This window comes from Paenibacillus sp. FSL E2-0201, from assembly GCF_037963325.1.
Classification (GTDB): Bacteria; Bacillota; Bacilli; order Paenibacillales; family Paenibacillaceae; genus Paenibacillus_AQ.
Window position 1 is genome coordinate 2419559 of sequence record NZ_CP150154.1, and the last position, 25137, is coordinate 2444695.

The 25137-nt window shown below is 44.7% G+C and carries 25 protein-coding genes; 13 read left to right on the top strand and 12 right to left on the bottom strand.

Going from position 1 to position 25137, the window contains the following annotated elements; genetic code table 11:
- Positions 1 to 5 precede the first annotated feature (5 nt).
- On the bottom strand, positions 6 to 1226 hold the full coding sequence (locus NSU15_RS10510; protein WP_042126273.1) for an MFS transporter: 1221 nt from the start codon (positions 1224 to 1226) through the stop codon (positions 6 to 8).
- Between the two features lie 278 nt (positions 1227 to 1504).
- Here NSU15_RS10510 and hemE point away from each other — a divergent pair, with 278 nt between their 5' ends.
- From hemE to NSU15_RS10560, 10 genes are all read left to right on the top strand, one after another.
- A complete protein-coding gene (hemE, locus tag NSU15_RS10515) occupies positions 1505 to 2566 on the top strand; it encodes a uroporphyrinogen decarboxylase (RefSeq protein ID WP_042186799.1) in 1062 nt (353 codons plus the stop codon).
- A 35-nt stretch (positions 2567 to 2601) separates the two neighbouring features.
- Positions 2602 to 3558 (top strand): ferrochelatase, encoded by a 957-nt coding sequence (hemH, locus tag NSU15_RS10520; protein WP_139328657.1) that lies wholly within the window; start codon positions 2602 to 2604, stop codon positions 3556 to 3558.
- Positions 3555 to 4976 (top strand): protoporphyrinogen oxidase, encoded by a 1422-nt coding sequence (gene hemG / locus NSU15_RS10525; protein WP_339290262.1) that lies wholly within the window; start codon positions 3555 to 3557, stop codon positions 4974 to 4976. The genes hemH and hemG overlap by 4 nt, the downstream gene beginning before the upstream one ends.
- A gap of 277 nt (positions 4977 to 5253) precedes the next feature.
- Positions 5254 to 6648, top strand: coding sequence for a CapA family protein (locus NSU15_RS10530; protein WP_339290264.1), 1395 nt, complete (start codon positions 5254 to 5256; stop codon positions 6646 to 6648).
- Between the two features lie 19 nt (positions 6649 to 6667).
- Positions 6668 to 7402 carry a glycerophosphodiester phosphodiesterase family protein gene (locus NSU15_RS10535; protein WP_249923677.1) on the top strand — a complete coding sequence of 245 codons (735 nt, stop codon included), beginning with the start codon at positions 6668 to 6670 and terminating at the stop codon, positions 7400 to 7402.
- A 36-nt stretch (positions 7403 to 7438) separates the two neighbouring features.
- Positions 7439 to 8062 (top strand): fumarylacetoacetate hydrolase family protein, encoded by a 624-nt coding sequence (locus NSU15_RS10540; RefSeq protein ID WP_076121860.1) that lies wholly within the window; start codon positions 7439 to 7441, stop codon positions 8060 to 8062.
- 23 nt (positions 8063 to 8085) lie between these two features.
- On the top strand, positions 8086 to 8889 hold the full coding sequence (locus tag NSU15_RS10545) for a DUF92 domain-containing protein (protein WP_076121861.1): 804 nt from the start codon (positions 8086 to 8088) through the stop codon (positions 8887 to 8889).
- Between the two features lie 11 nt (positions 8890 to 8900).
- Positions 8901 to 9503: a TetR/AcrR family transcriptional regulator gene (locus NSU15_RS10550; protein WP_042126289.1), complete on the top strand. Its 603-nt coding sequence runs from the start codon at positions 8901 to 8903 to the stop codon at positions 9501 to 9503.
- 54 nt (positions 9504 to 9557) lie between these two features.
- Positions 9558 to 11495, top strand: a complete 1938-nt coding sequence (locus tag NSU15_RS10555; RefSeq protein ID WP_076121863.1) for an ABC-F family ATP-binding cassette domain-containing protein — start codon at positions 9558 to 9560, stop codon at positions 11493 to 11495.
- A 105-nt stretch (positions 11496 to 11600) separates the two neighbouring features.
- On the top strand, positions 11601 to 12020 hold the full coding sequence (locus tag NSU15_RS10560) for a tetratricopeptide repeat protein (protein ID WP_339291308.1): 420 nt from the start codon (positions 11601 to 11603) through the stop codon (positions 12018 to 12020).
- A gap of 96 nt (positions 12021 to 12116) precedes the next feature.
- Here the strand turns inward: NSU15_RS10560 and NSU15_RS10565 are convergent, their stop codons facing one another.
- The 6 genes from NSU15_RS10565 to NSU15_RS10590 all read right to left on the bottom strand — a co-directional run bounded on the left by NSU15_RS10565 (position 12117) and on the right by NSU15_RS10590 (position 16740).
- A complete protein-coding gene (locus NSU15_RS10565) occupies positions 12117 to 12836 on the bottom strand; it encodes a hypothetical protein (RefSeq protein ID WP_339290267.1) in 720 nt (239 codons plus the stop codon).
- 39 nt (positions 12837 to 12875) lie between these two features.
- Complete coding sequence (locus tag NSU15_RS10570; protein WP_339291309.1) at positions 12876 to 13916, bottom strand: M42 family metallopeptidase; 1041 nt, start codon at positions 13914 to 13916, stop codon at positions 12876 to 12878.
- Positions 13917 to 13918: 2 nt separating this feature from the next.
- Positions 13919 to 14230 (bottom strand): lipopolysaccharide assembly protein LapA domain-containing protein, encoded by a 312-nt coding sequence (locus tag NSU15_RS10575; protein ID WP_042126298.1) that lies wholly within the window; start codon positions 14228 to 14230, stop codon positions 13919 to 13921.
- 87 nt (positions 14231 to 14317) lie between these two features.
- Positions 14318 to 16108, bottom strand: coding sequence for an oligoendopeptidase F (gene pepF / locus NSU15_RS10580; protein ID WP_339290269.1), 1791 nt, complete (start codon positions 16106 to 16108; stop codon positions 14318 to 14320).
- Positions 16109 to 16329: 221 nt separating this feature from the next.
- Complete coding sequence (locus tag NSU15_RS10585) at positions 16330 to 16500, bottom strand: hypothetical protein (protein WP_167348490.1); 171 nt, start codon at positions 16498 to 16500, stop codon at positions 16330 to 16332.
- Positions 16501 to 16506: 6 nt separating this feature from the next.
- On the bottom strand, positions 16507 to 16740 hold the full coding sequence (locus tag NSU15_RS10590) for a hypothetical protein (protein ID WP_036689271.1): 234 nt from the start codon (positions 16738 to 16740) through the stop codon (positions 16507 to 16509).
- A gap of 174 nt (positions 16741 to 16914) precedes the next feature.
- Here NSU15_RS10590 and NSU15_RS10595 point away from each other — a divergent pair, with 174 nt between their 5' ends.
- Positions 16915 to 17112 carry a cold shock domain-containing protein gene (locus NSU15_RS10595; RefSeq protein ID WP_042126303.1) on the top strand — a complete coding sequence of 66 codons (198 nt, stop codon included), beginning with the start codon at positions 16915 to 16917 and terminating at the stop codon, positions 17110 to 17112.
- Positions 17113 to 17326: 214 nt separating this feature from the next.
- Here NSU15_RS10595 and NSU15_RS10600 read toward each other — a convergent pair whose 3' ends face one another.
- Positions 17327 to 18574, bottom strand: a complete 1248-nt coding sequence (locus NSU15_RS10600) for an MFS transporter (protein ID WP_339290270.1) — start codon at positions 18572 to 18574, stop codon at positions 17327 to 17329.
- Positions 18575 to 18775: 201 nt separating this feature from the next.
- Between NSU15_RS10600 and NSU15_RS10605 the strand changes: the two genes are divergently transcribed.
- Complete coding sequence (locus NSU15_RS10605; protein ID WP_042132049.1) at positions 18776 to 19858, top strand: tetraprenyl-beta-curcumene synthase family protein; 1083 nt, start codon at positions 18776 to 18778, stop codon at positions 19856 to 19858.
- A 66-nt stretch (positions 19859 to 19924) separates the two neighbouring features.
- Positions 19925 to 20896 carry a 6-phosphofructokinase gene (gene pfkA / locus NSU15_RS10610; protein ID WP_042126307.1) on the top strand — a complete coding sequence of 324 codons (972 nt, stop codon included), beginning with the start codon at positions 19925 to 19927 and terminating at the stop codon, positions 20894 to 20896.
- 66 nt (positions 20897 to 20962) lie between these two features.
- Here pfkA and NSU15_RS10615 read toward each other — a convergent pair whose 3' ends face one another.
- The 4 genes from NSU15_RS10615 to NSU15_RS10630 all read right to left on the bottom strand — a co-directional run bounded on the left by NSU15_RS10615 (position 20963) and on the right by NSU15_RS10630 (position 25109).
- Complete coding sequence (locus NSU15_RS10615; RefSeq protein WP_339290271.1) at positions 20963 to 22336, bottom strand: MATE family efflux transporter; 1374 nt, start codon at positions 22334 to 22336, stop codon at positions 20963 to 20965.
- Positions 22337 to 22492: 156 nt separating this feature from the next.
- Positions 22493 to 23686 carry a putative glycoside hydrolase gene (locus tag NSU15_RS10620; protein WP_339290273.1) on the bottom strand — a complete coding sequence of 398 codons (1194 nt, stop codon included), beginning with the start codon at positions 23684 to 23686 and terminating at the stop codon, positions 22493 to 22495.
- A 220-nt stretch (positions 23687 to 23906) separates the two neighbouring features.
- Entirely contained in the window at positions 23907 to 24095 is a 189-nt protein-coding gene (locus tag NSU15_RS10625) for a hypothetical protein (RefSeq protein WP_175374354.1), read from the bottom strand.
- Between the two features lie 192 nt (positions 24096 to 24287).
- A complete protein-coding gene (locus tag NSU15_RS10630; RefSeq protein ID WP_339290274.1) occupies positions 24288 to 25109 on the bottom strand; it encodes a YitT family protein in 822 nt (273 codons plus the stop codon).
- Positions 25110 to 25137 lie beyond the last annotated feature (28 nt).

Genomic DNA, 25137 nt, shown 5'->3' on the forward strand with positions numbered 1-25137 from the left:
GAAAATTAGCGAAATAGCCGTGGTGGAGTAGCTTTGTATAGCTTAACCCGGACCCATACGGTGTTCAACAGCAACAAGCTTCCGGAGATGATAAACAGTCCCTCAATACCAATATAACCAGATAGAAAGCCGCCTATGATAGCTCCCAGCATATTGCCAAGTGACAATGTGCTGCCGTTGAAGCCGAATGCGCGGCTTTCTTTCCCGTCAGGGGTATAAGAACGGATAAGTGCATTAACGCTAGGCAATAAACCGCCCATAAAAATCCCCATAAGAAAGCGAACAATAATTAGCTGCCACACGCTAGTAACGAACGCCTGCGGAATCAGGAACAGTGAAGCCCCGATTAACGCGTAGGTCAGAATGCGATGTGCACCGACTTTGTCACTCAGCTTGCCGAGCAAGGGAGAAGCCAGCATGTTGGAAATCCCTGTAACTGCACTGACCATTCCGGCTAAAAAGGCAATATTCTCAGCAGGACCATTTAACTTTTCTACATAAAGTGGCAGCAAAGCCATGGGGCTGATCATTGCGAATTGCAGCAGAAAGGTTACACCAAACAGCGCTGGAAGCTGAGGGATCTTGATCAATTCCTTCAAGCCCTCCATTACTGACACCTGTGGCTCTTGTGCCGCTTCTGCACGATCGAATTTCTCTTTAACGAGAAACAGTGCCAGTAGAGAGGCGATGAAGAGCAAGGCGCCAACGACATAAAAGATCGGACGAAATCCGATTAAATCAGCAAGAAAACCACCAATAAGTGGTCCTAGGATGGTACCAGCAACAGAACCCGACTGCATCAGCCCCATCGAAAATCCCATACGTGCTTTCGGAGTAGTACCCGATACGAGTGCGATGGAAGCGGGATTGAAGCCGGAGATTGTACCGTTTAGCAGTCGCAGTAAGAGCAGCTGCATAGGGGATTGTGCGAAGCCCATCAACACCATAACGATAGCCATGCCAAAGCTGGAGCGCAGGAGCATGATTTTACGTCCATATTTGTCAGCAAGTTTTCCCCATAGTGGCTGGAAAATGAAAGAAGTTAAAAAGTTTGCGGCAAAAATAAGGCCCGCCCAAATTCCAATTTCATGCTCACCCTGAACTCCAAGATCCTTAGCAAGATACAAGGTCAGGAACGGTGTGATCATCGTCATTCCGGCATTTACCAAGAATTGTCCGAACCAAAGCACTAAGAGGTTGACCTTCCATGTCTCCCATTTCTTCAAAGTGCTTTCACTTCCTTTCAAAGAATTTCAGAAAATACATGATTCACAGAAAAATAGACATTTTATCAGTATATCATTTTTTTAGCTTCAAAAGTGCAATACATGTCATAGTAATGTCATAGGATTGTCATTCCACGATCTTCGTTTTGCTTGTTACAACCTTTTAAAAAGGGCATAATAGTAAGTATGCCGATCAAGCATAAACGCCATCGGCGTCCTTATTAGGACCGTAAGCGTTTATTTTAAAAAATCTTATAAAATATAATGGAGATCTTATCATGACCTACAACGACACTTTTATCCGCGCCTGCAGAAAGCAGGATACGGAGCACGTTCCCGTATGGTACATGCGGCAGGCCGGCCGTTATGATCCCGAGTACCGTAAAATCAAGGAAAAGTACTCATTGCTTGAAATCTGCAAACAGCCTGAGTTGGCGGCTGAAGTAACCTTGATGCCTGTGCGCAAGCTAGGTGTGGACGCGGCCATTTTGTATTCAGACATTATGAATCCGGTCGCTTCTATCGGTGTGAAATTTGATATCGTCAAAGATATTGGCCCTGTGATCGAGAATCCGATTCGCTCTGCAGCAGATGTCGAGAGACTGAAGCCTATTGATGTTGAAGGCGATCTCGGACATATTTTGGAGACGATTGCTATTCTGGATAAGGAGCTGGACGTGCCCTTGATTACTTTCGCAGGCGCACCGTTTACAATTGCCAGCTATCTGATCGAAGGCAGACCTTCCAAAGGATATATTCGGACTAAAGAGCTAATGTACAGTGAACCCCGTGTCTGGGAAATGCTGATGGACAAGCTCGGCGATATGATTATCGCTTACCTCCGCAGTCACGTGCGTAGTGGTGGAAAAGCATTTCAATTGTTCGACAGCTGGGTCGGTGCCCTTGCGCCACGCGATTTTGAAAAGTATGTGTTACCGACGGTTTCTCGTATTTTTTCCGAATTATCTGATCTTGATGTACCGAAAATATACTTTCCTGGCGTAAGCTCTGGCGAATTGCTACCGAGTCTTACGAAGCTTCAAGCGGATGTAATCGGGGTGGACTGGCGTGTGAGCTTGTCCGAAGGTCGACGCAGAACCGGTGGGAAATTTGCGATTCAAGGCAATCTGGATCCGTATTTACTTACAGCGCCGATGGACGTCTTGAAGGAGCACGCGAAAGCGTTAATTGATGAAGGGGTACAAGAGCCGGGATATATCTTCAATCTGGGTCATGGCTTATTCCCGGAGGCTTCTTTAGAGAAGCTTAGAGAATTAACGGAATATATTCACGAATATTCACAGGAAGTATTAAAAGAATCAGCCAAACTGCGTTCTTAAAAATAGCCTATTAAATCTATAAGGGGATGGAATCCGTGACAGCAAAAATAGGTGTTCTCGTCATGTCGTATGGCACTCCTAAAAGCTTAGAAGACGTTGAAGCATATTACACTCATATTCGGCGAGGTAATCCGCCGACAGCGGAGCAGCTTAAAGAATTAACAGATCGCTATGAAGCGATCGTCGGGGGTGTATTCCCGCTGCGGGAGAACACAGACCGTCAAGTAGCTGCATTACAGGCAGCACTAAACGCGGATAAAGCTGGGGCGGATGTTGAATTTGTCTGCTATCAGGGTTTGAAGCATGCCTATCCGTTTATTGAGGACGGCGTCGAGGCTATGGCGAAGGACGGCATTACCCAAGCGGTTGGTGTTGTGCTTGCTCCTCACTATTCAAGCATGAGCGTGGGTGGCTATATCAAACGTGCTCAGGAAAAGGCTGATGCATGTAAAATCAACATGGGTTTTGTGGAGAGCTACCATATGCACCCAGTATTGATCGATGTTCTAAGCCGGAGAGTAACTGCGAAAATAGATCAATATATCGAAGCAGGTGCTACTCGCGATGAGATAAGGGTATTATTTAGCGCGCATAGTCTTCCAGAGCGTATTCTAGCTATGGGCGATCCTTATAAAGATCAACTATTGGAGACCTCAAAGGCTATTGCAGATCAAGCGGGGATAACCAATTGGCAGTTTACGTGGCAAAGCGCAGGACGGACAGCTGAACCATGGCTTGGACCAGATATTCTGGATACACTTCAGCAGCTTAGCAAGGAACAGGTAGAGTATGTTCTAGTGGCACCGATCGGGTTCGTATCCGATCATTTAGAAGTGCTGTATGACCTTGATATCGAGGCAACAGCCGTAGCTTCAGAGCTGGATATGCGTCTTATGCGGATTGAATCATTAAACAGCGATCCTGCGTACATGTCCGTATTGAGCGATGTTGTTCGTACAAGACTGAATCAAATGTCGGCCGGTCAGTCATGACTGGTCCCTCTAGGCGAATTGTTATCATAGGCGGTGGGCTGAGTGGACTCAGCGCCGCCTTTTACATTCGTAAGTTTTACAAAGAAGCTGGCATGAAACCTGATATTGTACTGCTAGAGAAAGACAAGACTCTTGGTGGGAAGATCGAAACATTGCACCGGGATGGATTTGTGATTGAGAAAGGTCCGGATTCTTTTTTAGCTAGCAAAACAGAGATGATTGAATTGGCTAAGGAATTAGAGCTAGATCACGAGCTGGTGAACACAAATCCAAAGGCAGAGAAGACCTATATACTACAGCGTGACAAGCTTCATCCTATGCCTTCCGGTCTTGTGCTTGGAATTCCTACTGAACTAAAGCCATTTCTATCAAGTGCTCTGGTTTCATTCGGTGGCAAAATACGCGCGCTGATGGACTTGATCCTTCCTCCTAAGCGGAGTAATGACGATGAATCCCTCGGACAGCTGATTGAGCGACGTTTAGGTACTGAAGTGATGGAGAATTTGACCGAACCGCTATTAGCCGGTATGTATGCTGGGGATTTACGCAAAGTCAGCCTACAGGCTACCTTTCCGCAATTTGGAGAAGTAGAGCGGCAGTATGGTGGTCTTATTCGTGGAATCATAAAAGAACAGAATTCCTCCAAGACAAATACGAGCACAAAGAACAGCACTTTTCTGACATTTCGAAAAGGACTACAAAGTCTCGTGCATGGCTTGATTCATGAACTGCATGATGTAGAACAGCGAACTGAAGCTGCGGTGGTCTCTATACATGCTACAGGAACTAATGCTTCTCGTTATGAGCTAGAACTGGAAAGTGGCGAACGGCTACTTGCGGATGAAATATATATCACCACACCAAATTCTTTTGCTGCCGAACTTTTGCGTCCACATGTGGATGTTTCAGCACTCGATGCGGTAAATTATGTATCGGTTGCGAACTTAGTCATGGCCTTCGACAAGAAGGATATCGAAATTGATGATGCTGGAGCAGGTTTTCTTGTGCCACGTAAGGAAGGGCGCAATATTACTGCCTGTACATGGACGTCAACGAAGTGGCCGCATACGAGTCCAGATGATAAAGTACTTATGCGCTGTCATGTAGGCCGTTCCGGAGATGAGCAGAATGTTCAACTTCCAGATGAGGCTCTTACGGAGCTAGTGAGTAAGGATTTACGAGAGATCATGGGCATTACAGCGAAACCTATATTCACGGAAATTACTCGTTCGGAACATTCGATGCCACAGTATCCTGTTGGACATCTTGACAATCTTTCTAAATTCCATAGGGAGCTTGAGACCACACTTCCTGGGATATATGTCTTTGGAGCTGGATATGATGGAGTGGCAATGCCCGATTGCGTCAAGCAGGCCAAGCTTACAGCACAAAGCGCTGCAAAGCGTATATCGAATTAATGTTCATTTACGGGAGAGTTAGAATTATATAATGAACGGTGAAGCGAAAATTATTTTGCTTCACCGTTTTTGTTTAATAGAAGAATATACGATTTTAAAATATAAGAAGTATAAGTTTTACGCTATTTTTTATGTCTTATATTTCTCGTTTAAATACTTACCAACCTTATAAGGACGCTGAGAGTGTTTATACTTGGCGTACTCTCTTATTTGGAGGGGAAGGTGCTAGATATGCTATAATAGAACCAATTTGAGAGTAGAGGAGATCATAGAATCAATGTATCCGCCGCGATCGCGATCTAGACAGAAGAACAAACATAAGAGCAAACGTAAGCGCAGAACGGCCTGGATTTGGATCAATGCAGGTCTTCTTTTGATGATTACTGTGGCGCTCAGCTATAGTTTTATGGAAGACAAATTTAAGGGGAGTTCTGAGCCGCCTCCAGTGGCGCAAGTCACAGCCACACCTACACCCGATATTACTGCTCAGGAGACAGAACCTATTGTAACTACAACGCCAACGCCTGAAGTCACGGAGTCGCCTGTCCCTTCTCCTACGGTAGCGCCTGAGGTTACACCTACACCGAAGCCTGAGAAGGAAGAGAATATTGAAACACAGGCGCCGGAAGTTACTTCGACCCCTTCGCCAGATGAAAGCAGCTCCCAAGTCGCAGATGGTGGTTCTGTGTCTGGACTTCCATCAGATGACCAGGCTTCTGGCAATACAGTGACCTTGAATTTTGGCGGAGATGTTATTTTTTCGGGCAAAGCCGGGGAATTGCTTGAGAAGAAAGGCTACGACTATTCGTATGCCGCGTTAAATGGAATATTCAAGAAGGATGACCTTACGGTCGTGAATCTGGAGACTCCTGTGACCACGGGTGGGGTTGGCGCCGCTAATAAGCAGTTTGTATTCAAAGGCTCACCGAAGGCGTTAGATGCTCTTAAGACAGCCGGAGTGGATGCAGTAAATATGGCGAACAATCATACGCTGGATCAAGGGGAGGAAGGTCTGCGAGACACGCTTAGTCATCTCTCGGAAAGAGGCATTCCTTATGTTGGTGCTGGACTCAACAGTAAAGAAGCTTTCTCGGCGCAATATTTTGAGCGTAAAGGGATTAAGATCGCCTTGCTGGGGTTCACACGTGTGATTCCTGCATCGGATTGGATGGCAGGAAAGAATAAACCGGGGCTTGCTTCAGTTTATGATAGCAGAGAAGGACTTAAAGCGATTGCTGCAGCTAAACAAAAAGCTGATTTGGTTGTCGTAGTAGTCCATTGGGGCAAGGAACGTGTAGAGCAGTTCGATAATATTCAGCAGACCCTAGGACGTAGCTTTGTCGATGCGGGAGCTGATCTTGTCATTGGCGGTCACCCACATGTATTGCAAGGTGTAGAGCCATACAAAGGTAAGTGGATCGCCTACAGCACTGGTAATTTTATTTTTACGAGATCAACGGTACCTGCCACTTGGGAAACTGCTGTTTTTCAGGCGGAATGCAGTAAAAAAGGTCAATGTTCATTACAGCTGAAGCCTATGACTGCTGAGCTAGCTCAGCCCGTGCCAATGAATCAGGTGAACGGACAGCTTCTACTTAAAAAAGTAGAGTCTCTATCTGCTGGTCGAGTTAAGATCGATAGTGACGGTAAAGTCACTCAAGTTACAAAATAGGGTTCTTTGGGAGGTCCTTATGATGAACAATTTGTGTGTTGCCCATCGGGGATTTTCCGGTAAAGCACCGGAGAATACATTAGCAGCGATCCGGATGGCCATTGCCATGCCTTTTGTACACTGGATGGAATTGGATGTCCAGCTCTCCAAGGACGGAGTACCTGTCGTCATTCATGACTTTACGCTTGACCGTACAACCAATGGACATGGTAAGGTAAAGAACATGGATTGGGAACATATCCGGCGTCTTGACGCGGGTAGCTGGAAAGGGCGTTCCTTTCGGGGAGAGCGGGTGCCGTCTTTGGAAGAGGTGCTCACATTAGCCTCCGGTAGACTTCGTCTCAATATTGAACTGAAAACAGTAGGCGATATGTATCCTGGCATCGAGCAGAAGGTGACGGATCTTATTTCCTCTAAAGGGTTGCGGGAGGACGTGATTTTGACTTCTTTTGACACAGATGTGTTAAAAAAAATCAAGGAAATAGATCCCCGCTTCCGCACAGGGTTAATCTTTGATTCAAGGTTTGGTAATCCCGCTCGAAGGCTGCATGAACTGGAGTGCTCTCTTTTATCGATCAGCTTTTCGCGTCTGAATCCCAGATTGGCTAAGCTTTTGACGGAGCAAGGTGTGAAAATAATGGCTTGGACCGTGAACAAAGGGAAAGAGATGCGTCGCTTAGCAGACATGCATTCTGATATAATGATTTGTACAAACCGTCCGGATATCTGGGGCGATACATTTCTAAAAGTATAAACAATCCAATTCGATGGGAAAGAGAGCTGATTGTCTGTGTGCGCTGCTGTTAATAATTTATATTGTGTTGGACGGAACTACAAGCTACACGCGGAGGAATTAGGGAATAATATCCCCGTGGAGCCACTCATTTTTTTGAAGCCCTCACATGCGGCGGTTTCCCTCGATAAGGCAGTCATTCAGCTTCCAAAAGATTCAGGCCAGGTTCATTATGAAGGAGAGCTTGTACTGCGTATCGCCCGTGATTATGTACCGGGTATAAGCGTGGAGGATCTGGTGGATGTTATGGCCCTGGGACTGGATTTCACTCTGCGTGATGTGCATAATGACCTGCAAAAGAAAGGTCTGCCTTGGACACCGGCTAAAGGCTTTAAGAACGCTGCTCCGCTCACACCATACATTGCGTTTCCTGACAAGGAAGAGCTGGAGGGGACGGATTTCACGGTTTTGAAAAATGGTGTTGAAGTTCAGCGAGGCAATGTCAAGAACATGATCTTTTCGCTCCAAAAAATTGTCGATTTTATCGCTGCGCGTTACGGGCTGGGTAAAGACGATGTGATATTCACAGGAACACCAGCAGGCGTTGGCCCTACCGTATCTGGAGATTCGTTTGAATTGTACTGGGGTGACAAGCCGATGGGGACTTGCCTGATCGGCTAAAAACATCTGTTGGAGATGAATCTATGCTATGGATTATTGGCGCACTTGGCGCTTTGTTAGTTGCGGGAGCGGCTTATAGGAAACAATCCTTAAGCCTCTCCGGCATGCTTGCCGCGGTAGCTATGGGAACCATTTATTTTGGTGCCGGAAATGCCTTTTGGTTCGGAATATTGTTGGTTTTTTTCATCTCATCAAGCCTCCTTTCTAAGCTTCATCATGACAATAAGGCAGAGCTTGAACTGACTTATGCCAAGACAGGCCGCCGAGATGCTGGGCAGGTCTTTGCTAATGGTGGGCTTGGGATGGTTTTCGTTCTACTAAATGCGATTGTTCCGATGGATCTTTGGGAATTTTTATTTATCGGTGTTATGGCAACGGTAACTTCCGATACATGGGCTACGGAGATTGGTACACTCAGCAAAAAGCCGCCTCGGTCTGTGCTGACAGGTAAAATACTTCCGGCAGGTGCCTCGGGTGGCGTATCCAGTCTGGGTACGCTAGCTGCAGCCGCAGGAGGCGCGCTTATTGGTGCTTCCTCATGGCTGCTGCGGATGATATCCGGCATGCCGGATCAATCCTTCCTGTTGCTTACATTGGCTGGACTCGCTGGAGGACTTGTGGGTGCGTTCACGGATTCTATTCTAGGGGCAACCGTGCAGCAGATGAATCGTTGCACGGTATGCGGCCGCGAAGTGGAAAGTACACACCACTGCGGTAAGAAAGTTGAACATGCACGTGGCTGGAAGTGGATGAGCAATGATGCAGTCAATGCTGTTAGCTCTATCGCCGGAGGGGCAATGGCCCTATTGCTAGGGATAATGATTTAAAGGAGGAACCGATGAGCAGCACGTCCAATCATAAACATACGGCCATTCTGGATGCCGCATACGAGCTCTTCGGTTCAGGCGGATTTTACGAAACGAAGATGTCGGAAATTGCGGAGCAGGCTGGGATTGCTAAGGGCACCGTTTATTTATACTTCAAGAGTAAGGAAGAATTGTTCATGGCGGTAACGCGCCGGGATTGTGAGGGATTCCTCCAGCAGTTGCAGGAAAAGCTGAAGGCAAGTGATACTTTGGCGGGTAAACTGTCGATTATAGCCAAACATCATCTTTATTATTATTTTGAACGTAAACGACACACGAAGCTTTTTTTTCGCGCACCTAACAATAACCCAGAGCTTGTGGCGTATATGACGCTTTTCATGGAAGAATATATGCAGGCAGTAGTGAAGGTATTGCTGGAGGGCGGAGCGTCCGAGCCTGAGCTTATGGCGCAGTCCTACATAGGGATGTTGGATCGACTAAAGATGGATATTTTGTTCGATCCGTCTTTTAAGGAAGAGGATGCATATAAACGCGCCGGTTTCGCTGCGGGTCTTTTTATTAAAGGGGCCATGGATTACTTGAATTTAGGTCAGGATGATAGACCGGTGGAATAACAGTCTAGAGCGGCTACCGGTTTTATGAAAATATAAGGCAAGCGAGGAAATAGCATGAATATTATGACCGTGGAACATCTTTCCAAAAGTTATGGAGAGAAAGTACTCTTTAGTGATGCTTCATTTGGTATGGATGATCGGGATAAAATTGGCTTGATCGGTGTGAATGGAACGGGTAAATCAACATTTTTACGTATTATTGCCGGTCTGGATACCCCAGATGGTGGGCAAATTGCGATTGGAAATAATGTACGAGTACAATATTTGGCACAGAACCCTCCTTATGAGCCGACAAACACCGTACTGCAACAGGTCTTTGCCGGAGATGATCCAGATCTTGCTACCATGCGTGAGTATATGGAGACCATGTCTCGCCTTGAAAAAGAGCCGGGCAATGCAGAACTGGAAGGCAAACTGGTGTGTATTGGGCAGGCTATCGATGCTGCAGGTACTTGGCATTTAGAGAGTGAAGCTAAAAGCGTGCTTACTAAGCTGGGCATAGTGAAGTTCGATGCGCTAATGGATACGCTGTCTGGTGGTCAACGTAAACGTGTAGCACTTGCGGCTGCCCTGATTACGCCATCTGAGCTTCTTATTCTGGATGAGCCTACGAACCATATTGATACGGACTCTGTAGCTTGGTTAGAGCAATACTTACAGAAACGGCGCGGAGCCCTCTTAATGGTAACGCATGATCGTTACTTCCTGGAGCGTGTCGCAAGTGTCATGCTAGAGCTGGACGGAGGGCAGTTATACCGTTATGAGGCCAACTATTCCCGTTTTCTAGAGCTGAAAGCCGACCGTGAAGAGCGTGAAGCCTCTGCAGAGCAAAAACGTAAGAACCTGCTTCGTACGGAGCTTGCTTGGATTCGTCGTGGAGCTAAAGCACGTTCAACGAAACAAAAGGCAAGAATCGACCGTTTTGAGAAGCTGAAGGAAAGTACAGGAAGCAGTTCGAACGGTTCGCTCGATATTTCTGTGGCTTCGACACGATTGGGTCGTAAAATCATTGAAATCAATGAACTGTCGAAATCGCTGGATGGTCGACAGCTGATTAAAGATCTGACCTATATTGCTGTACCACAAGATCGGGTAGGGATTGTAGGCCCGAATGGCAGTGGTAAATCAACACTTCTGAATCTGATTGCAGGTAAGCTGCAGCCGGATAAGGGAGAGGTTCAGCTTGGCGCGACGGTTAAGTTGGGTTACTTTACGCAAGAACATCAGGATATGGACGACAGCATGCGAGCCATTGAATATGTGAAGGAAGAAGCGGAGGTCATTCGTACAGCTGATGGTAGCGTCATTACAGCAGGCCAAATGCTCGAACGCTTCTTGTTCCCTCCTGCGATGCAATGGACGCCGATTTCCAAACTGTCAGGTGGCGAAAAAAGACGCCTGTATCTACTTCGTGTCTTGATGGGAGCACCAAACGTATTGCTGTTGGATGAGCCTACGAACGACTTGGATATCGGTACGTTGGCTGTTTTAGAAGACTATCTGGATGAATTCCCGGGTGTCGTCTTTACAGTATCTCATGACCGTTATTTCCTGGATCGGACTATAGATAAGCTGATCGCTTTTGAAAATGGTGATATCCGGATTCATGTTGGCGATTATACGGAATATGAAGAATGGCTGGCCAAAAATGTTTCTTCACGCAATGCAGAATCAAATAAAGATGACGGAAATGCAAAGCGTAAAGAGCCTACGGATACAGTCAATAACACTGCGGCATCCTCAGCTCCCAAGACCAAACTCAAATTCAGCTTTAAGGAACAGCGTGAATATGAGGGGATTGACGAGCAAATCGAGCTTGCAGAGCAACGCTTGACGGATATTAGTGCGGAGATGGAGGCAGCATTTGCTGACTCTGGGAGACTGCAGGAGCTAGTGGAAGAGCAGCGGCTTGCCGAAGCCGAGCTGGAGCGTCTAATGGAGCGCTGGACCTATCTGAATGAGCTTGCAGAGAAAATCGCTGGTAAGGCTTAAAACGGATTGTCCTTGTGTGACAATAAAGGAGGGCTCAGTTTGGAGGATCAACTTATAGAAGCTGTAGCCCTGCGAAATGAAGGTAAAGCTGAAGAAGCTAGAGTGATGCTGTTAGAGCTATATGAGCAGAATAGTAATGATGCAGAACTTCTGTATCAATTGGCATGGACGCATGATGTCCTTGGTTTAGAACGCGAGGCGGTACCCTTTTATGAGAAAAGCTTAACACTAGGCTTACCTTCGGAGCAGAGGGTCGGCGCTCTATTGGGACTGGGCAGTACCTTCCGGACACTCGGAGAATATGAGAATTCCAAAGCAATATTGGAACAGGCCATTCACGAGTACCCAGAGAATAAGGAATTTCCGGTGTTCCTTGCAATGACCTTGCACAATCTCGGAGATCATAGTCTGGCTATGGGGATGTTGCTTAAATTGCTGGCTGATACCTCAGGGGATGAAGGAATAAGAAGTTATAGTAAGGCCATTTCATATTACTCAGATAAGCTGGAGCAAGTCTGGGATTGAATCTGCGAATGCTAATAAAAAAACAGAGTAGGGTTCTCCAGTTTATTGGAGAATGCCTACTCTGTTTTTTTATGGCGGGGGCTGCCTCACCATATTTTATTTTGTTCCGTCCACCGCGATCATTTGCACTACAGCACGAGAGTCGCCAGGTAAGATGATCTCATCAGCATTCATCTGAGAAGAGCCATCTCCATCTAGGAAGATCCCTTCGAGGCCTTCAGCAGGAACGCTCTGTAGGATGGCTGAGCGGAACTCTGCTGCCGTCGAGAGCGTTGGTGTAACAATCAGCCACAGCTTGCCATTATCGTCATACAACATGCCTGAGCGCATTCGTTTCTCATCAGCATAAGGAAGATGTTCTTCGGCGATCGCAGCTTGCCAGAGATCCTCATGCTTCAGATTCATACTAATACCACCTTGTGCAAAATAATGCTGGCGATCCGAAACGTTCAACTCTTCTCCCGAAGAGACAACCTGTACGGATAAGCTCTGACTGGCACCATCCCAGACTAGGGTTCCGCGTGCATATTTAGCGTTAAACCAGCCGGAACCGTACGCCTTTTTAACCCCGTTAGTAGGGATATCATTCATGATAGCAATAGATAGAAGTGCATCTCCATAGAAGAAGCCTCCATTAATCCCATATGCAATCACTTGCTGAAGGGGGGCACCAGCGGCTCTGAGTTGAACATCTTCTGGCGAAAGTGACATCATATAGAGTTGTACATTTTCTGGACTCACGGTCTCTAAATAGGTGTAAGTGTGAGGAAGACCGTCAAAGGGATCTTCCTTGTGATTTCTGGATAACAGGAACATTGATAGTATGGCTGCTGCTTTATCTTGCCAGTGCTAGACTCAGTTAGTACCCACATAAGCAGCGAGAAGCTTAGCAGTGTTTACTACAGCTTGCTTATGTGTACGTTCCATGGAGTGGGAGGCATGCACACCTGGGCCGATCAGTGCAGCACGAATATTATTACCACCTCGAAGGGCAGCGGATGCGTCGGAGCCGTACATTGGATAGATATCAACGGCATAAGGAATCGCGAGTGCTTCTGCCAGCTCAATCAAACGGCCAGTCATAACATAATCGTAAGGGCCGGAAGAATCTTTTGCACAGATGGACACATCGGTTTCTTTACAGCTAAGATCGTCGCCCATGGCGCCCATATCGACTGCGATCATTTCATTAATCTCACCAGGAATCCAAGCTGTGCCGTGTCCTACTTCTTCATAGTTCGAGATGAGGAAGGAAAGGTTATGGAGCGGTTTCCAGCCTTCACGCTTCATACTTTCCAACAGTCCAAGTAGGGCTGCAACGCTCGCCTTATCATCCAGATGACGGGATTTAATATACCCGCTAGGTGTAATCACAGCACGTGCATCGAAGGAAATGAAGTCACCAACGGAAATGCCAAGCTTGAGTACATCCTCTTTGGTGGATACAAGCTCATCGATCCGTGCTTCCATGTTTTCCTCTGAACGTTTGAATTCACGAGCATCTGGATATACGTGAACGGATGGGTGGCTGGTTAAAATGGTTCCAGTATAGGTTCTGCCGCTGCGGGTATGGATTACGCAGTATTCATTCTCGATGCTATGCATAGTGAAGCCGCCAACAGAGGTCAGTCGCAGAGTACCATTCGATGTAATGGAGCGAACCATGCCTCCAAGGGTATCTACGTGAGCGCTGATGCCGATTGTACGGGAAGGATCAAGGCCTGGGACGGTTAGAATTACGCCGCCTTTTTCATTCCAGCTTAGTGGTACATTCAATGCTGCCGCTTCTTCTGCTACAAGATTCATGACTTGTGCTGTGAAGCCGCTGGGGCTCGGTGTATCAAGCAATTTTTTTAGGATTGAAAGTATGTAATCTTCGTTTGGTTGAATGGTAATCATTAGTTAAGTCCTCCTGTTAGGCCATCATTGTCTGTGTTAAAAGAATCTAAAGAAGTGTCGGCATCACGAAGTTTGGTTAGCTCTGCAGTTAGGCTTTTAATTTGTTTTTGTAGTTTGTACTGGCGAAAAATACCGTAAGAACCCACGATGATTCCACCAATTAACGCGCAGCCCAGAATAACTAGGATCAGCGGTATATTAACTACATCAAAACCGAAATTGACTTGAACGGGATCCACGTTGATGACTGCAAATATGGCTGTTAGCAGCGCAAAGATTAGACCTGCAATTAAAGACCATTGAATTCTCATTGAATTCTTCCTCCTCAGGGGATATAACAGAATAAAATCCCTTGCCCAAATTGGGCAAGGGATTAATGCAATACTAAACTCTCTGCCTTATTTGGTCAACTGTTCCATTTGAGCGATAACATCTTCGAAGACACTCATCGCTTCGCGAATCGGCTCAGGAGAAGACATATCAACACCAGCTTTAGACAGAATATTAATGGAGTAGTCACTGCCGCCACTCTTCAGGAAGCCGAGGTAACGATCTACCGCAGGTTTACCTTCTTCAAGAATTTGTTTGGCAAAGCTAGTCGCTGCTGAGAAGCCGGTTGCGTATTTATAAACATAGAAGCTGTTATAGAAATGCGGAATCCGCGCCCATTCCATCTCGATATCCTGATCTACAACCATTTCTTTACCATAGTATTTAACATTCAGGTCATAGTAGATGCTTGAAAGATCTTGTGGAGTAAGCGATTCGCCTTCTTCCACACGCTGATGAATGATTTTCTCGAACTCCGCGAACATTGTCTGCCGGAAGATCGTTGTCCGGAACTGATCAGCATAGTAGGTGAGCAAATACATTTTTTCTTTAGGATCTGTAGACTTTTTGAGTAAATAATCCATTAGCAGCGCCTCGTTAGTAGTAGAAGCAACCTCTGCTAGGAAAATCGTGTATTGCGCATCACGATAATTCAGAGCGTTATCTGAAAAATACGAGTGTAATGCATGGCCCATCTCATGCGCCAATGTAAACATACTGTTTAAATTATCATTATGGTTCAACAGTACGAAAGGATGCGTACCGTATGGTCCCCAGCTGTAAGCCCCAGACCGTTTATTCTCGTTCTCATAGACATCGATCCATCCGTTGTCGTAGCCTTTTTGCAGCACATTCAGATAATCTTCACCGAGCGGTTTGAGACCCTCTTTAGTGATTTTTTTGGCTTCTTCATAGGTGATATCTAATTTATATTCATCAACAAGCGGGGCAAACAGATCATACATATGTAGCTCATCGACACCCAGCAGCTTCTGACGCAGTTTCATATAACGGTGCATCAATGGAAGGCTTTCGTGTATCGTATCAATCAAGTTGGTGTAAACCTCTTTCGGAATGTTATCACCATAGAGTGACATTTCCATTACAGAAGGATACTTGCGAATCCGTGAGTAGAACACGTTTTTATTCACATTGGCGCTAAGCGTTGCTGCGATAGTGTTCTTCTGCTTCCGGTAGGTATCGTAGACTGCTTTAAAAGCATTGCGGCGAACCTCACGGTCACTACTTTCGAGAAACTTGATATAGTTGCCATGAGTCAGCTCAACTTCTTTGCCATCCTCATCTTTGATCTTAGGGAATTTCAGATCCGCATTGTTCAGCATACTGAAAATATTCTGAGGCGCTTGAGCTAAATTTCCTACCTGAGCTAGCAGTGCTTCTTCGGCCTTAGAAAGCACATGGGCTTTTTCGCGTTTCATTTCAGTTAAGGTGAATTTATAAGCGGATAGGTTCGGATCGGCGATGAACTGGTCCAACTTCTCGATAGGCAACGCCAGAATTTCTGGGGTTACAAAAGATAAGGCTTCACCTGCTTCAATACCAAGCTTTTTCGCTTTGGAGGACAAAGCTTGATAGTCAGGATTAGCTGTGTCTTCATCTTGACGCATATGTGCATACACATAAAGTCGTTCAGTTAGGATGGACAGTTTGTCATCCAGCTCAAAACATTTTTTTAGAGCATCCGCGGAATCTAGTGTACCCTGAAAATCCGCAGCTTTTTTGATTAGGGATTTAGCTTCTGCATATTCTTCATCCCAATCCTTCTGAGAAGCAAACACATCCTCAAGCTTCCAACGATTCTCAGCAGGTACTTCGCTTCTCTTCAATAATTGTTCCATAGAAACCCTCCTAGAATGATGAGATGTAGTAGGCATAATCTCCCTCGGCAATACTTTAGATGATAAATCACCCGGTAGCAAGCTGAGCACAAGTAGAAGAGGGATGGACTTGGGTGAAATAGGCATAACGTCCTCCTCTTGAAAGTAGAGTCGGCTTATTATGCCCTGTTAAGTCCGGATTATTAATGTTTAGTCTTCTTTAAAATATATGAAAGTATAAGTTATGCCAATAAGCTATAAATAACAAAGATGAAGGCGAACAGAATCATAATGACAGCAGTTAAGGCCATGCCCCGCTTAAATTGCGGCGGGACACGATCCTTAGTCATAATTAGAACTGCGCCTAGACATAAGACTAGGACAACATAAATCGCGATATTTTCTGTATTCATATTCTGTTATACCTGTTTGAAAGCTGCGATAATATTTTTGTACTCTTCTTCATTATCTTTATAAGATTCTTTGTTGAATCGGTTGTTCACCCACTGCATCATAGCTGGACGACTAAGGAAGGTATGTGTTTCTTCTCCCCATTGATCGGAGATTTCGCGAAGAACGATATAACGTCCTTGTACTTCTACCGTCATCATATTCCATTTGTCTGTTTTGTATATTTCATGTTTTTTGATCATTATCATTACCACCCTGGCGATTTTTGGCTTTTGGCTCAATGATAACGCACAGGAGAAGGGAAAAGCAAATTAAATCACATATTTAAAGGTCTAGACAGATTGATTTGAGTAGAAGATTGCAGTATAATATAGTTATACGCCATATATGGCGGTTATTTTTAGGAGGTTGTTCAATTGAAAGGTACAGTAAAATGGTTTAACGCAGAAAAAGGTTATGGTTTTCTTCAAGTAGAAGGCGGCGAAGATGTATTCGTACACTTCTCAGCAATTCAAGGTGAAGGATTCAAAACTTTGGACGAAGGTCAAGAAGTAGAATTCGATATCACTGATGGTAATCGTGGACCGCAAGCTGAAAACGTAGTAAAATTATAAGAAACGGCAAAGACAGTTTAGCTGTCTGCTATAAATATATAATTTACTTGGCAAGCCCTTGCAAGAGTGGTTACCAAACTATAGAACACAGTTCTTTCGGGAACTGTGTTTTTTTACGTCTATTATTCATCAATTTAAATAGAAAAGGTCTTTGCATTCCCAAGTGAGGGACAGCAAAGACCTTTCTATATTTTGAGTGTTTAGAAGTGTTCTATTATAGTGAGGCTCTTTTGTTTGTTTTCTCTGAGTAACGTATCGAACCTCGATAGATATCTAATAAATGTTGTCCTAAAAAACCTACTAAGGCAAGGAGGCTGAAACCAACCGCTACCATATAAAAGGTGAAGCGTCCAGCTTCCTGATAGATCATTCCACCAAATGTACCACTTAGAAGTCCAGCTGCACTTGACCAAACAACTGTGTAGATTGCAAGACCGGTTGCTCGGAGACGATCAGGAATAATCCGAGTGATATAACGGACACATGTTACAAAAAAGACGCCAAATGTCAGGCTATGCAAGGCTTGAATCGCGATTATAGAGCCTGGATGATCGGCGAGCGCCATTAGTAGAAAGCGAAGGGCATACATGAAACTGGCTAAAATTAATAAGGGCAGTTCTTTAAATTTGTCGCCGTATTTGCCGAGTATAAATAATACAGGGATTTCACTTAGGGCTGAGGCAAGAAGAGCCCAGCCGATCACTTCCTCGCCAGCACCCAGATTCTTTAAACTGATGGTGAGAAAGGCTTCGTTCATTCTATGGCCTAGTGCGAGTACAAAGACACAGCCGAAGAACCACAGCACTTCTTTTTGCAAAAGAATATCTTTAAGCCCGTGCTCTTTCTTAACAGGTTTGGTAGTATCTGCTTCCTGATCGGGAAGCTCTGGAACAGTTTTTTTGACATCCTTAAGGCCAATTGTAATTAGAAGCGCGATTATTATGATAATAATACATAAGGTTAGACTCCAGGTAGCACCTAAAGCTCTAAGCGCATAACCGACTGTTAAAGCAAAGAAAGAATAGCCCAATGAGCCAAATACACGAATTGTAATGAAGTTTCGTCCGTGCCGCTCCGCAATTTTGATGGCCATTGTATCAGCAAGCGGAAAAACAGGGTAATAGAAGAAGTAGAAAAAGGACAAAATAAGCATAACGGAAGAAAATTCGGTCGCTCTGGCTAATAGAAGTCCGGTTACTAATTGTCCCGCGAGTAAAATAAACATGATTTTTCGAATGGTGCCCAGCTTATCGCTCATCATACTCCAGAAGAGATTGGATAGGATGGAGATGAGGGGTCCGAGGGAATACAAGTAGCCCACCTGAGAACTGCTAAACCCCAGATGTGTGTAGAATAATGGAAAGTAGGATACTACAAGAACGCTGGTACCATAAATCGTAAATAGAAAGGAACGAAGCCAATTTTGATCACTGTAAGGGCTTCCGGTCCGTTTTGAAAACATGAAAGTGCACTCCTCTGAAATTGAAATATGCCTAGTATAGCATAAAGCAATGAAGGGTTATGTGTTTTATTCTTGAATTGCTTTATTTCTGAATCTTTCAGAATTTTACGAAAGTGATTTTGTTGTTTGTACAAATACGTCTGATCATATTATAATAAGTGGTGATTTGGATAAGGAGACAACAATGTGGAGGCACTATCATTGAGTGAATTAGAGCAAGGCCGTAACCTTAGCCCGCGTGGCCCTATCGGGCTTATGAACAGGGTCTATAAGTACGTGCTGCCTGAAGTGAGAGAATGTCTCCACTTCTGGCGCCAAGATGCGAATGGGATTCCCGATCCCGAGCTCCGGAAGCAAGCACTTGCCAGCATTGAGACGAAAGAGTTTCATTGCATAGGTGGAGGTATTTATGCCGCCGGCAATTTATCGATGAGACATATACTTATTCCGCTTATTGTTGCTTATCAAACTATCAGTGATTATCTAGATAACTTATGTGATCGCAGTACTTCGCTTGATCCTGCAGATTTCAGGCTGCTGCATCAATCTATGCTGGATGCCATTGATCCAAACGCTGAACCTGTGAATTATTATGCGCTTCGTGATGAACAGAATGACGGTGGATACTTGTATAGGCTGGTTCGAAAATGCCAGGAGATGATCTCACTGCTGCCAGGTTATTCCGCTGCTGCAGCGGAGATTCGTGACTTGGCTGTGCTGTATACAGATTTGCAGGTATATAAGCATATCCGCCCGGAACTCAGGGAAACAGCCCTGAAGGAATGGTGGGAGCAGCAGGGTAGCCGTGCTCCGCATCTGCAATGGAACGAGTTTGCGGCTGCGACGGGCTCTACCTTAGGCGTATTCATGCTTTTTCTATCCGCATGTGATCCGAAGCTAAGCAAGTCTTCTTCGGAATCGATCCGTGCTGCATACTTTCCACATGTGTGCGGATTGCACATTATGCTGGATTATTTGATTGATCAGGAAGAGGACCGAGCAGGCGGTGATCTTAATTTCTGCAATTATTATGACGACACGGATACCATGTTGAGTCGGATCGCTTCCATGGTTGAGTGGGCCCGCAAGGATGTACGTGAACTTCCGGAGTCATCTATGCATCGTATGGTGATTGAGGGGTTGCTGGCACTTTATTTATCAGATCCGAAAGTTAGCGAACAGCGGGAAGTTCGCACTGTGTCTAAGAGCCTAATGAGAGGAAGTCCGCTTACAAGGCTGTTCTTCTTCGCTAATAGCCGCTGGATACGCAATCGTTTTTTGTAACAAGGCTGCGAAGCTTCACCTATACAACGGATGGGGCATTGCACAACATTAAGGAGGAACAACAGAATGTCAAAAATCAAAAAAATTGCAGTACTGACTAGTGGTGGAGATTCACAAGGTATGAACGCCGCTGTTCGTGCGGTTGTAAGAAGCGCACTTTATTATGGTATTGAAGTTTTTGGTGTGCAACGTGGTTATCAAGGACTTTTGAATCGCGATATCTTCCCTATGGATCTTCGTAGTGTAGGTGACATTATTCAACGTGGGGGAACCATCCTGCAATCTGCGAGATGTCTGGAGTTCACAAAGCCAGAAGGTCAACAAAAGGGCGCGGATATTCTGAATGAAATGGGCATCGATGGCCTAGTAGTTATCGGTGGCGACGGTTCTTACAAAGGTGCTAATAAACTAAGTAAACTCGGTATTAAGACGATGGCTTTACCGGGAACTATTGATAATGATATTTCTTACACAGACTACACCATTGGGTTTGATACAGCAGTTGGTGTCGTTGTAGATGCTATTAACAAGCTGCGTGACACGATGTCCTCCCATGAGCGTTCTTCCATTGTAGAAGTTATGGGACGTCATTGTGGAGATATCGCGCTACATGCTGGTCTCGCTTCTGGAGCAGAAACAATTCTCGTGCCAGAAATGCCATATGACTTGAATGAAGTTGCGGATCGTATGCGCGACAACTTTGTCAGAGGTAAACGTCACAGTATCGTCATCGTTGCAGAAGGTGTTGGTAAAGGCGAAGATGTGGCCCAAGCGCTGAAAGATCGTCATGCTTCTCTGGATGCACGGGTTACTGTACTTGGACATATTCAACGGGGAGGAACACCAACCCCTGGAGACCGGAACCTTGCTAGCCGTCTTGGTGACTTTGCCGTTCGTAAACTGATTGAAGGTGAGTCTGATAAAGGTTGCGGTATCATCAAGGGTGAACTAACCCTCACAGATATCGATCTTGTAGTAAATACGAAGAAAGACTTTGACGTGGAATTGTACGAGCTTGCATCCCGTCTTTCTCAATAATTAACACACAAAAAAAGGAACAGCTGCGAGCTTCGCGCTGTTCCTTTTTTTGTATTCTTTTGATTATTAATGATGTGCTTGAGCGTCTGCATATTGTGTAGCATAACGGTGTTGAACTTTAACAAGCCGAGTCAAGAGCAATGTGGCCCCAATCGCAAGGCCGGTGATCAAGCCAATCCAATAACCATATGCACCTAGATCCGTGTAAGTAGCAAGTGCATAGCCAGTAGGAAGCCCTATAACCCAATAAGCTATAAAGCAAATAATGAAGGCTGGGTTAACATCCTTATATCCACGAAGCGCCCCTTGTGTAGGTGTGGCAATCGCATCGGAAATCTGGAAAAAGATCGCATAGATTAAGAAATGCTGAATTAATGAAATGACATCAGGCTCATCAGAGTATAAACCAGCTACATGGTGGCCGGCAAATAAGAGTAGGAGTGCTGTTGCCAGGGAGAGGATAGCCGCAAGTCCAATACCCATTATGGCATATTGGCGGGCATCCTTTTGTCTGCCGGATCCTGTCTCGAAGCCGACAAGAATAGTTAGGCTCATACAGATACTGAGCGGAATCATATATAACGTAGTAGCAAAATTAATGGCAGCTTGATGAGCTGCAATCGTTACGGTATCGAACCGGCTCATCAACAAGGTTACAACAGAGAAAACTGCAGTTTCAAAAAAAATGGAGAAGCCAATAGGTACACCGATCTTGAGTAGATCTTTGAAGCTTTTTAGCGATATAAAGTAGAACTTCCGGAAAATTCTAAGGCTTGCAAAGGGTTCAGCTCGATAAATGAACAGCAGGGCAACGGAAAAGATTACCCAGTAAGTGATAGCTGATGCCACTCCAGCTCCAACGCCACCTAATCGAGGGAATCCGAATTTCCCAAAGATTAGTAAGTAGTTTAAACCCACATTGACGGGTAGAGCTATTAGTGTAATCAACATGGATACGCGTGTTTGCCCAAGAGCGTCTATACAACTACGGAGAACCGTATAACCAAACAGCGGAATGATCCCGAAGGAGATCGCACTAAGAAAGCGGAAGGCAACATCTCTTACAGTCGGCTCTAGATTCATAAAATCAAGAATAGGTGACAAGGCGAGGCTGCCGATTAGTAAGACGATTACAGAGACGATCAGAGAAAGCCAGATTCCCTGTGTGACTTGATAGGCTACGTCCTTATCTTTCTTGCTTCCAATGAGCTGAGAGACAATGGGGGTGATCCCCATAAGAATCCCACTTAAACCCGTTTGAATCGGAATCCAGAGACTACTTCCTATCGCCACACCTGCTAGATCGGCTGTGCCAAACTTACCGGACATGTTGGTATCAAAGAAGGTTATCGCGGATAAAGCAATCTGTGTAACTAGAATTGGGAATAAAATATGGAAAAATTGTCCTGCTTTTTGTTTTAAAGAGGTGGTTTGTATCATCGTTCTTTGACCTCATTCTTTGTTGGTTTGTAATAATTACAGTAAAAGTTCCTTTTCTCTCCATTAAAAGACCCGGCAGACGCCGGGCCTTTATCTAATAATAAGGACTTATATATCATACCTGATTTCAATTATAAACAATAAGGGCGCTAAACATTATTTCTCATAATCGACATCGGAGGTATATCGGTTATTGGCGTTCCAAAGCAGAAACTCTTCTACATTTTCATCTTTTAAAGCGCGAATTTGATCTTCCACCTGTTTTTTGCCGTATTTAATATAATGACCTTTTCCGAGCCAGCTTGCTGTAAAGTCTTGAATCCAAGGACGAATAACAGGTTTGTAGCTGCCCAGTGGATCAAGCTTTTTATGCGTATCCACCATGGAGCCTTTAATGGTAGCATATGGATCTAGGTCAGGCTCTTTTACTCCAAACCAACCCGTTGAATAATGACTTGGATAAACCATTGGGCTGATGACATCCACATTCTTGGATATTTTTACGAAGTCTTGTCCAATCCCTTCAGCAGGGGCAGATGCAGCATATCCAAAAATATCTACGGATACACGAACACCAAGTGGAGCAAGCTCTGCTTTGGCGTATTTTACAAAATTAGAAATGATATCTACGCGAGAATCACTGGTTTTGGTGTATTTAAGTGTATCTGCACGTTTTTCGAAACCTTCAGGAAAGCGCACATAGTCGAATTGAATTTCTTTAAAGCCGAGTTTGACAGCTTCTTTGGCGATATCGACATTGTACTTCCAGACATCTTGATTATAAGGATTAACAAAGCTATCACCGCCTTTATTCTTCCATACTGTGCCGTCTGCGTTAACAAAGGATAATTGCGGGTTCTTTTTGGCAAGTATAGAGTCTTTAAAGACAACAATTCGAGCGATAGGATATACATCATGTTTATTCAATCTTTCCATTAGTTTATTGATGTCGCCAATAAATGGCTGCGGATTACCGAGTTTCTGAAGTTCTGGATTATCGGTTTTATACGTGATGTAACCTGCATCATCCTTAATATCGATGACCATAGAATTTAGTTCCGTCTGATCAAGTAAAGAAAGAAGCTTTTCCATTCGTTCTCCACCAGCGCTGTATGCGGTAACATAGATGCCTTTTACTTTCGGTGCATCCGGCTGAGGATCTGCGTGTAACATGCTTTGTGAATCATTTGGAGCTGGAGTTGCAACATTTGTAGTATTGTTTTGTCCGGCGGCGATGATGGGGGGATTCATGGCGGACTTCAAAACGAGCGCCACTTCAGCGTCATGTTGGTTCTGTTGCACGCCTACACTTCCCAAGGCCATCATCAGTAGAGCCCAGGTGATGTTCATTCGTGTTCTCTCCCTTTATGTACTTTCCCTAAATTATATAAGAACGGCTGCTCCCAAAAAAGAACAATGTTGGCTCAAGCGGGGTCTGAAAAACCATCCTTGTTGTTAATAACCGGGATGCACAGATTCTAAACGTTTTGTTAAAAAGTAAATGCCGCCTCAAATCGGCACCATGGCCGAACCTAAGGCGGCAACTATCAAGACTTATCTTGCGGCTTACTCAATGAAGATACGCAGAATTCTGATGTTCACAGATACTGTAATGGATGATATCCATGGCATCTGCAGGTTCCAGAATACTAAGCCCGTCACGCAGAACGATTACTGAATTTAGTTCGTCCTGCTTGAGAAACGGCATCATATCAGGATACCACCTCATGACGATTGCTGACAGCTTTACCGTTTCCATTTCCACAAAAATCACCCTTTCCTTTTTCGATAGGTCTGAATGGAATTCAGTATTCATCGGAAAACGAAGTGCTTGGAAAAAAGAGGGGTAAATCTCAATCTTTATGAAATTGTTAGGGTTCTGCGTGATTATAATATATCACAATTCTGTGATTGGTGCATTTTCCAATTCAATACTGTTTATTTCCGAATTTTATCTTTTTCTGAAGGAACCCATAACCCCAACTGTCTCGACAATATTTACAAAAGCTTGGGGATCTGTCGTGCGGATAATACGCTGCAGCTCAGCAAGTTCGTAGCGGGTTGTTACTGTCATTAGCATGTCCTTTTCAACAAGAGAATAAGCGCCTTCTGTTTTAATCTTTGTAACACCACGCTGAAGTCCTATTAGATGCTGAAGGAGCTCATCCGTACGATTTGTTACTATATATACGGTTACCTTTAAATGGCTGATGTGAATCATATCCAGTACCTTACCAGTTACGTATATAGATACCATCGATGCAAGAGCTAAATTCCAATTGTTATCAAAATAGGCTGCGGCAAGGATAACGAGACCGTTTAAGCTTACCACCACATTTCCAACCGGGAAATCACGGAATTTAGTGATGATAGATCCCAGGATATCAAAACCTCCGGAGGAACCTCCTGCACGGAAGGAAAAACCACAGCCGAGACCTACAAGTACACCGCCAAATACAGAAGACAGCAGCATATCAGTGGCTACCAAATATTCGGGAATGATCGTTAAGAACCAAGTTGTTGCCACAACGGATAACATGCTTAGCATAATAAATCTCCGGCCAAGCTGGAACCAGCCAGCTACAAGCAAGGGGATATTAAAGAGCAAGTACAAAAGGCTTATGTTTATTGGTGTAAAGTAACCCACTAACATGGAAAGCCCAGATACTCCTCCACTGAGTAAGCGATGCGGGATTAGAAAAAGATTAAATCCACTGGCAATCAACGCTGCTCCAAAAATCACTGCAATACAATTCCAAATCTGTCTTAACAAGCAAATCCACCTCTATAAATTAATTTAA

Excerpts from the sequence above, each read along its gene's own strand:
- NSU15_RS10555 (WP_076121863.1), top strand. The coding sequence starts at position 9,558 with ATGAATATTATGACCGTGGAACATCTTTCCAAAAGTTATGGAGAGAAA.
- NSU15_RS10585 (WP_167348490.1), bottom strand. The coding sequence starts at position 16,500 with ATGAATACAGAAAATATCGCGATTTATGTTGTCCTAGTCTTATGTCTA.
- NSU15_RS10560 (WP_339291308.1), top strand. The coding sequence starts at position 11,601 with ATGCTGTTAGAGCTATATGAGCAGAATAGTAATGATGCAGAACTTCTG.
- NSU15_RS10575 (WP_042126298.1), bottom strand. The coding sequence starts at position 14,230 with ATGAGAATTCAATGGTCTTTAATTGCAGGTCTAATCTTTGCGCTGCTA.
- NSU15_RS10600 (WP_339290270.1), bottom strand. The coding sequence starts at position 18,574 with ATGTTTTCAAAACGGACCGGAAGCCCTTACAGTGATCAAAATTGGCTT.
- pepF (WP_339290269.1), bottom strand. The coding sequence starts at position 16,108 with ATGGAACAATTATTGAAGAGAAGCGAAGTACCTGCTGAGAATCGTTGG.
- NSU15_RS10620 (WP_339290273.1), bottom strand. The coding sequence starts at position 23,686 with ATGAACATCACCTGGGCTCTACTGATGATGGCCTTGGGAAGTGTAGGC.
- NSU15_RS10565 (WP_339290267.1), bottom strand. The coding sequence starts at position 12,836 with ATGTTCCTGTTATCCAGAAATCACAAGGAAGATCCCTTTGACGGTCTT.
- NSU15_RS10615 (WP_339290271.1), bottom strand. The coding sequence starts at position 22,336 with ATGATACAAACCACCTCTTTAAAACAAAAAGCAGGACAATTTTTCCAT.
- NSU15_RS10535 (WP_249923677.1), top strand. The coding sequence starts at position 6,668 with ATGATGAACAATTTGTGTGTTGCCCATCGGGGATTTTCCGGTAAAGCA.
- NSU15_RS10625 (WP_175374354.1), bottom strand. The coding sequence starts at position 24,095 with ATGGAAACGGTAAAGCTGTCAGCAATCGTCATGAGGTGGTATCCTGAT.
- hemE (WP_042186799.1), top strand. The coding sequence starts at position 1,505 with ATGACCTACAACGACACTTTTATCCGCGCCTGCAGAAAGCAGGATACG.
- hemG (WP_339290262.1), top strand. The coding sequence starts at position 3,555 with ATGACTGGTCCCTCTAGGCGAATTGTTATCATAGGCGGTGGGCTGAGT.
- NSU15_RS10530 (WP_339290264.1), top strand. The coding sequence starts at position 5,254 with ATGTATCCGCCGCGATCGCGATCTAGACAGAAGAACAAACATAAGAGC.
- pfkA (WP_042126307.1), top strand. The coding sequence starts at position 19,925 with ATGTCAAAAATCAAAAAAATTGCAGTACTGACTAGTGGTGGAGATTCA.
- NSU15_RS10545 (WP_076121861.1), top strand. The coding sequence starts at position 8,086 with ATGCTATGGATTATTGGCGCACTTGGCGCTTTGTTAGTTGCGGGAGCG.
- NSU15_RS10550 (WP_042126289.1), top strand. The coding sequence starts at position 8,901 with ATGAGCAGCACGTCCAATCATAAACATACGGCCATTCTGGATGCCGCA.
- NSU15_RS10590 (WP_036689271.1), bottom strand. The coding sequence starts at position 16,740 with ATGATCAAAAAACATGAAATATACAAAACAGACAAATGGAATATGATG.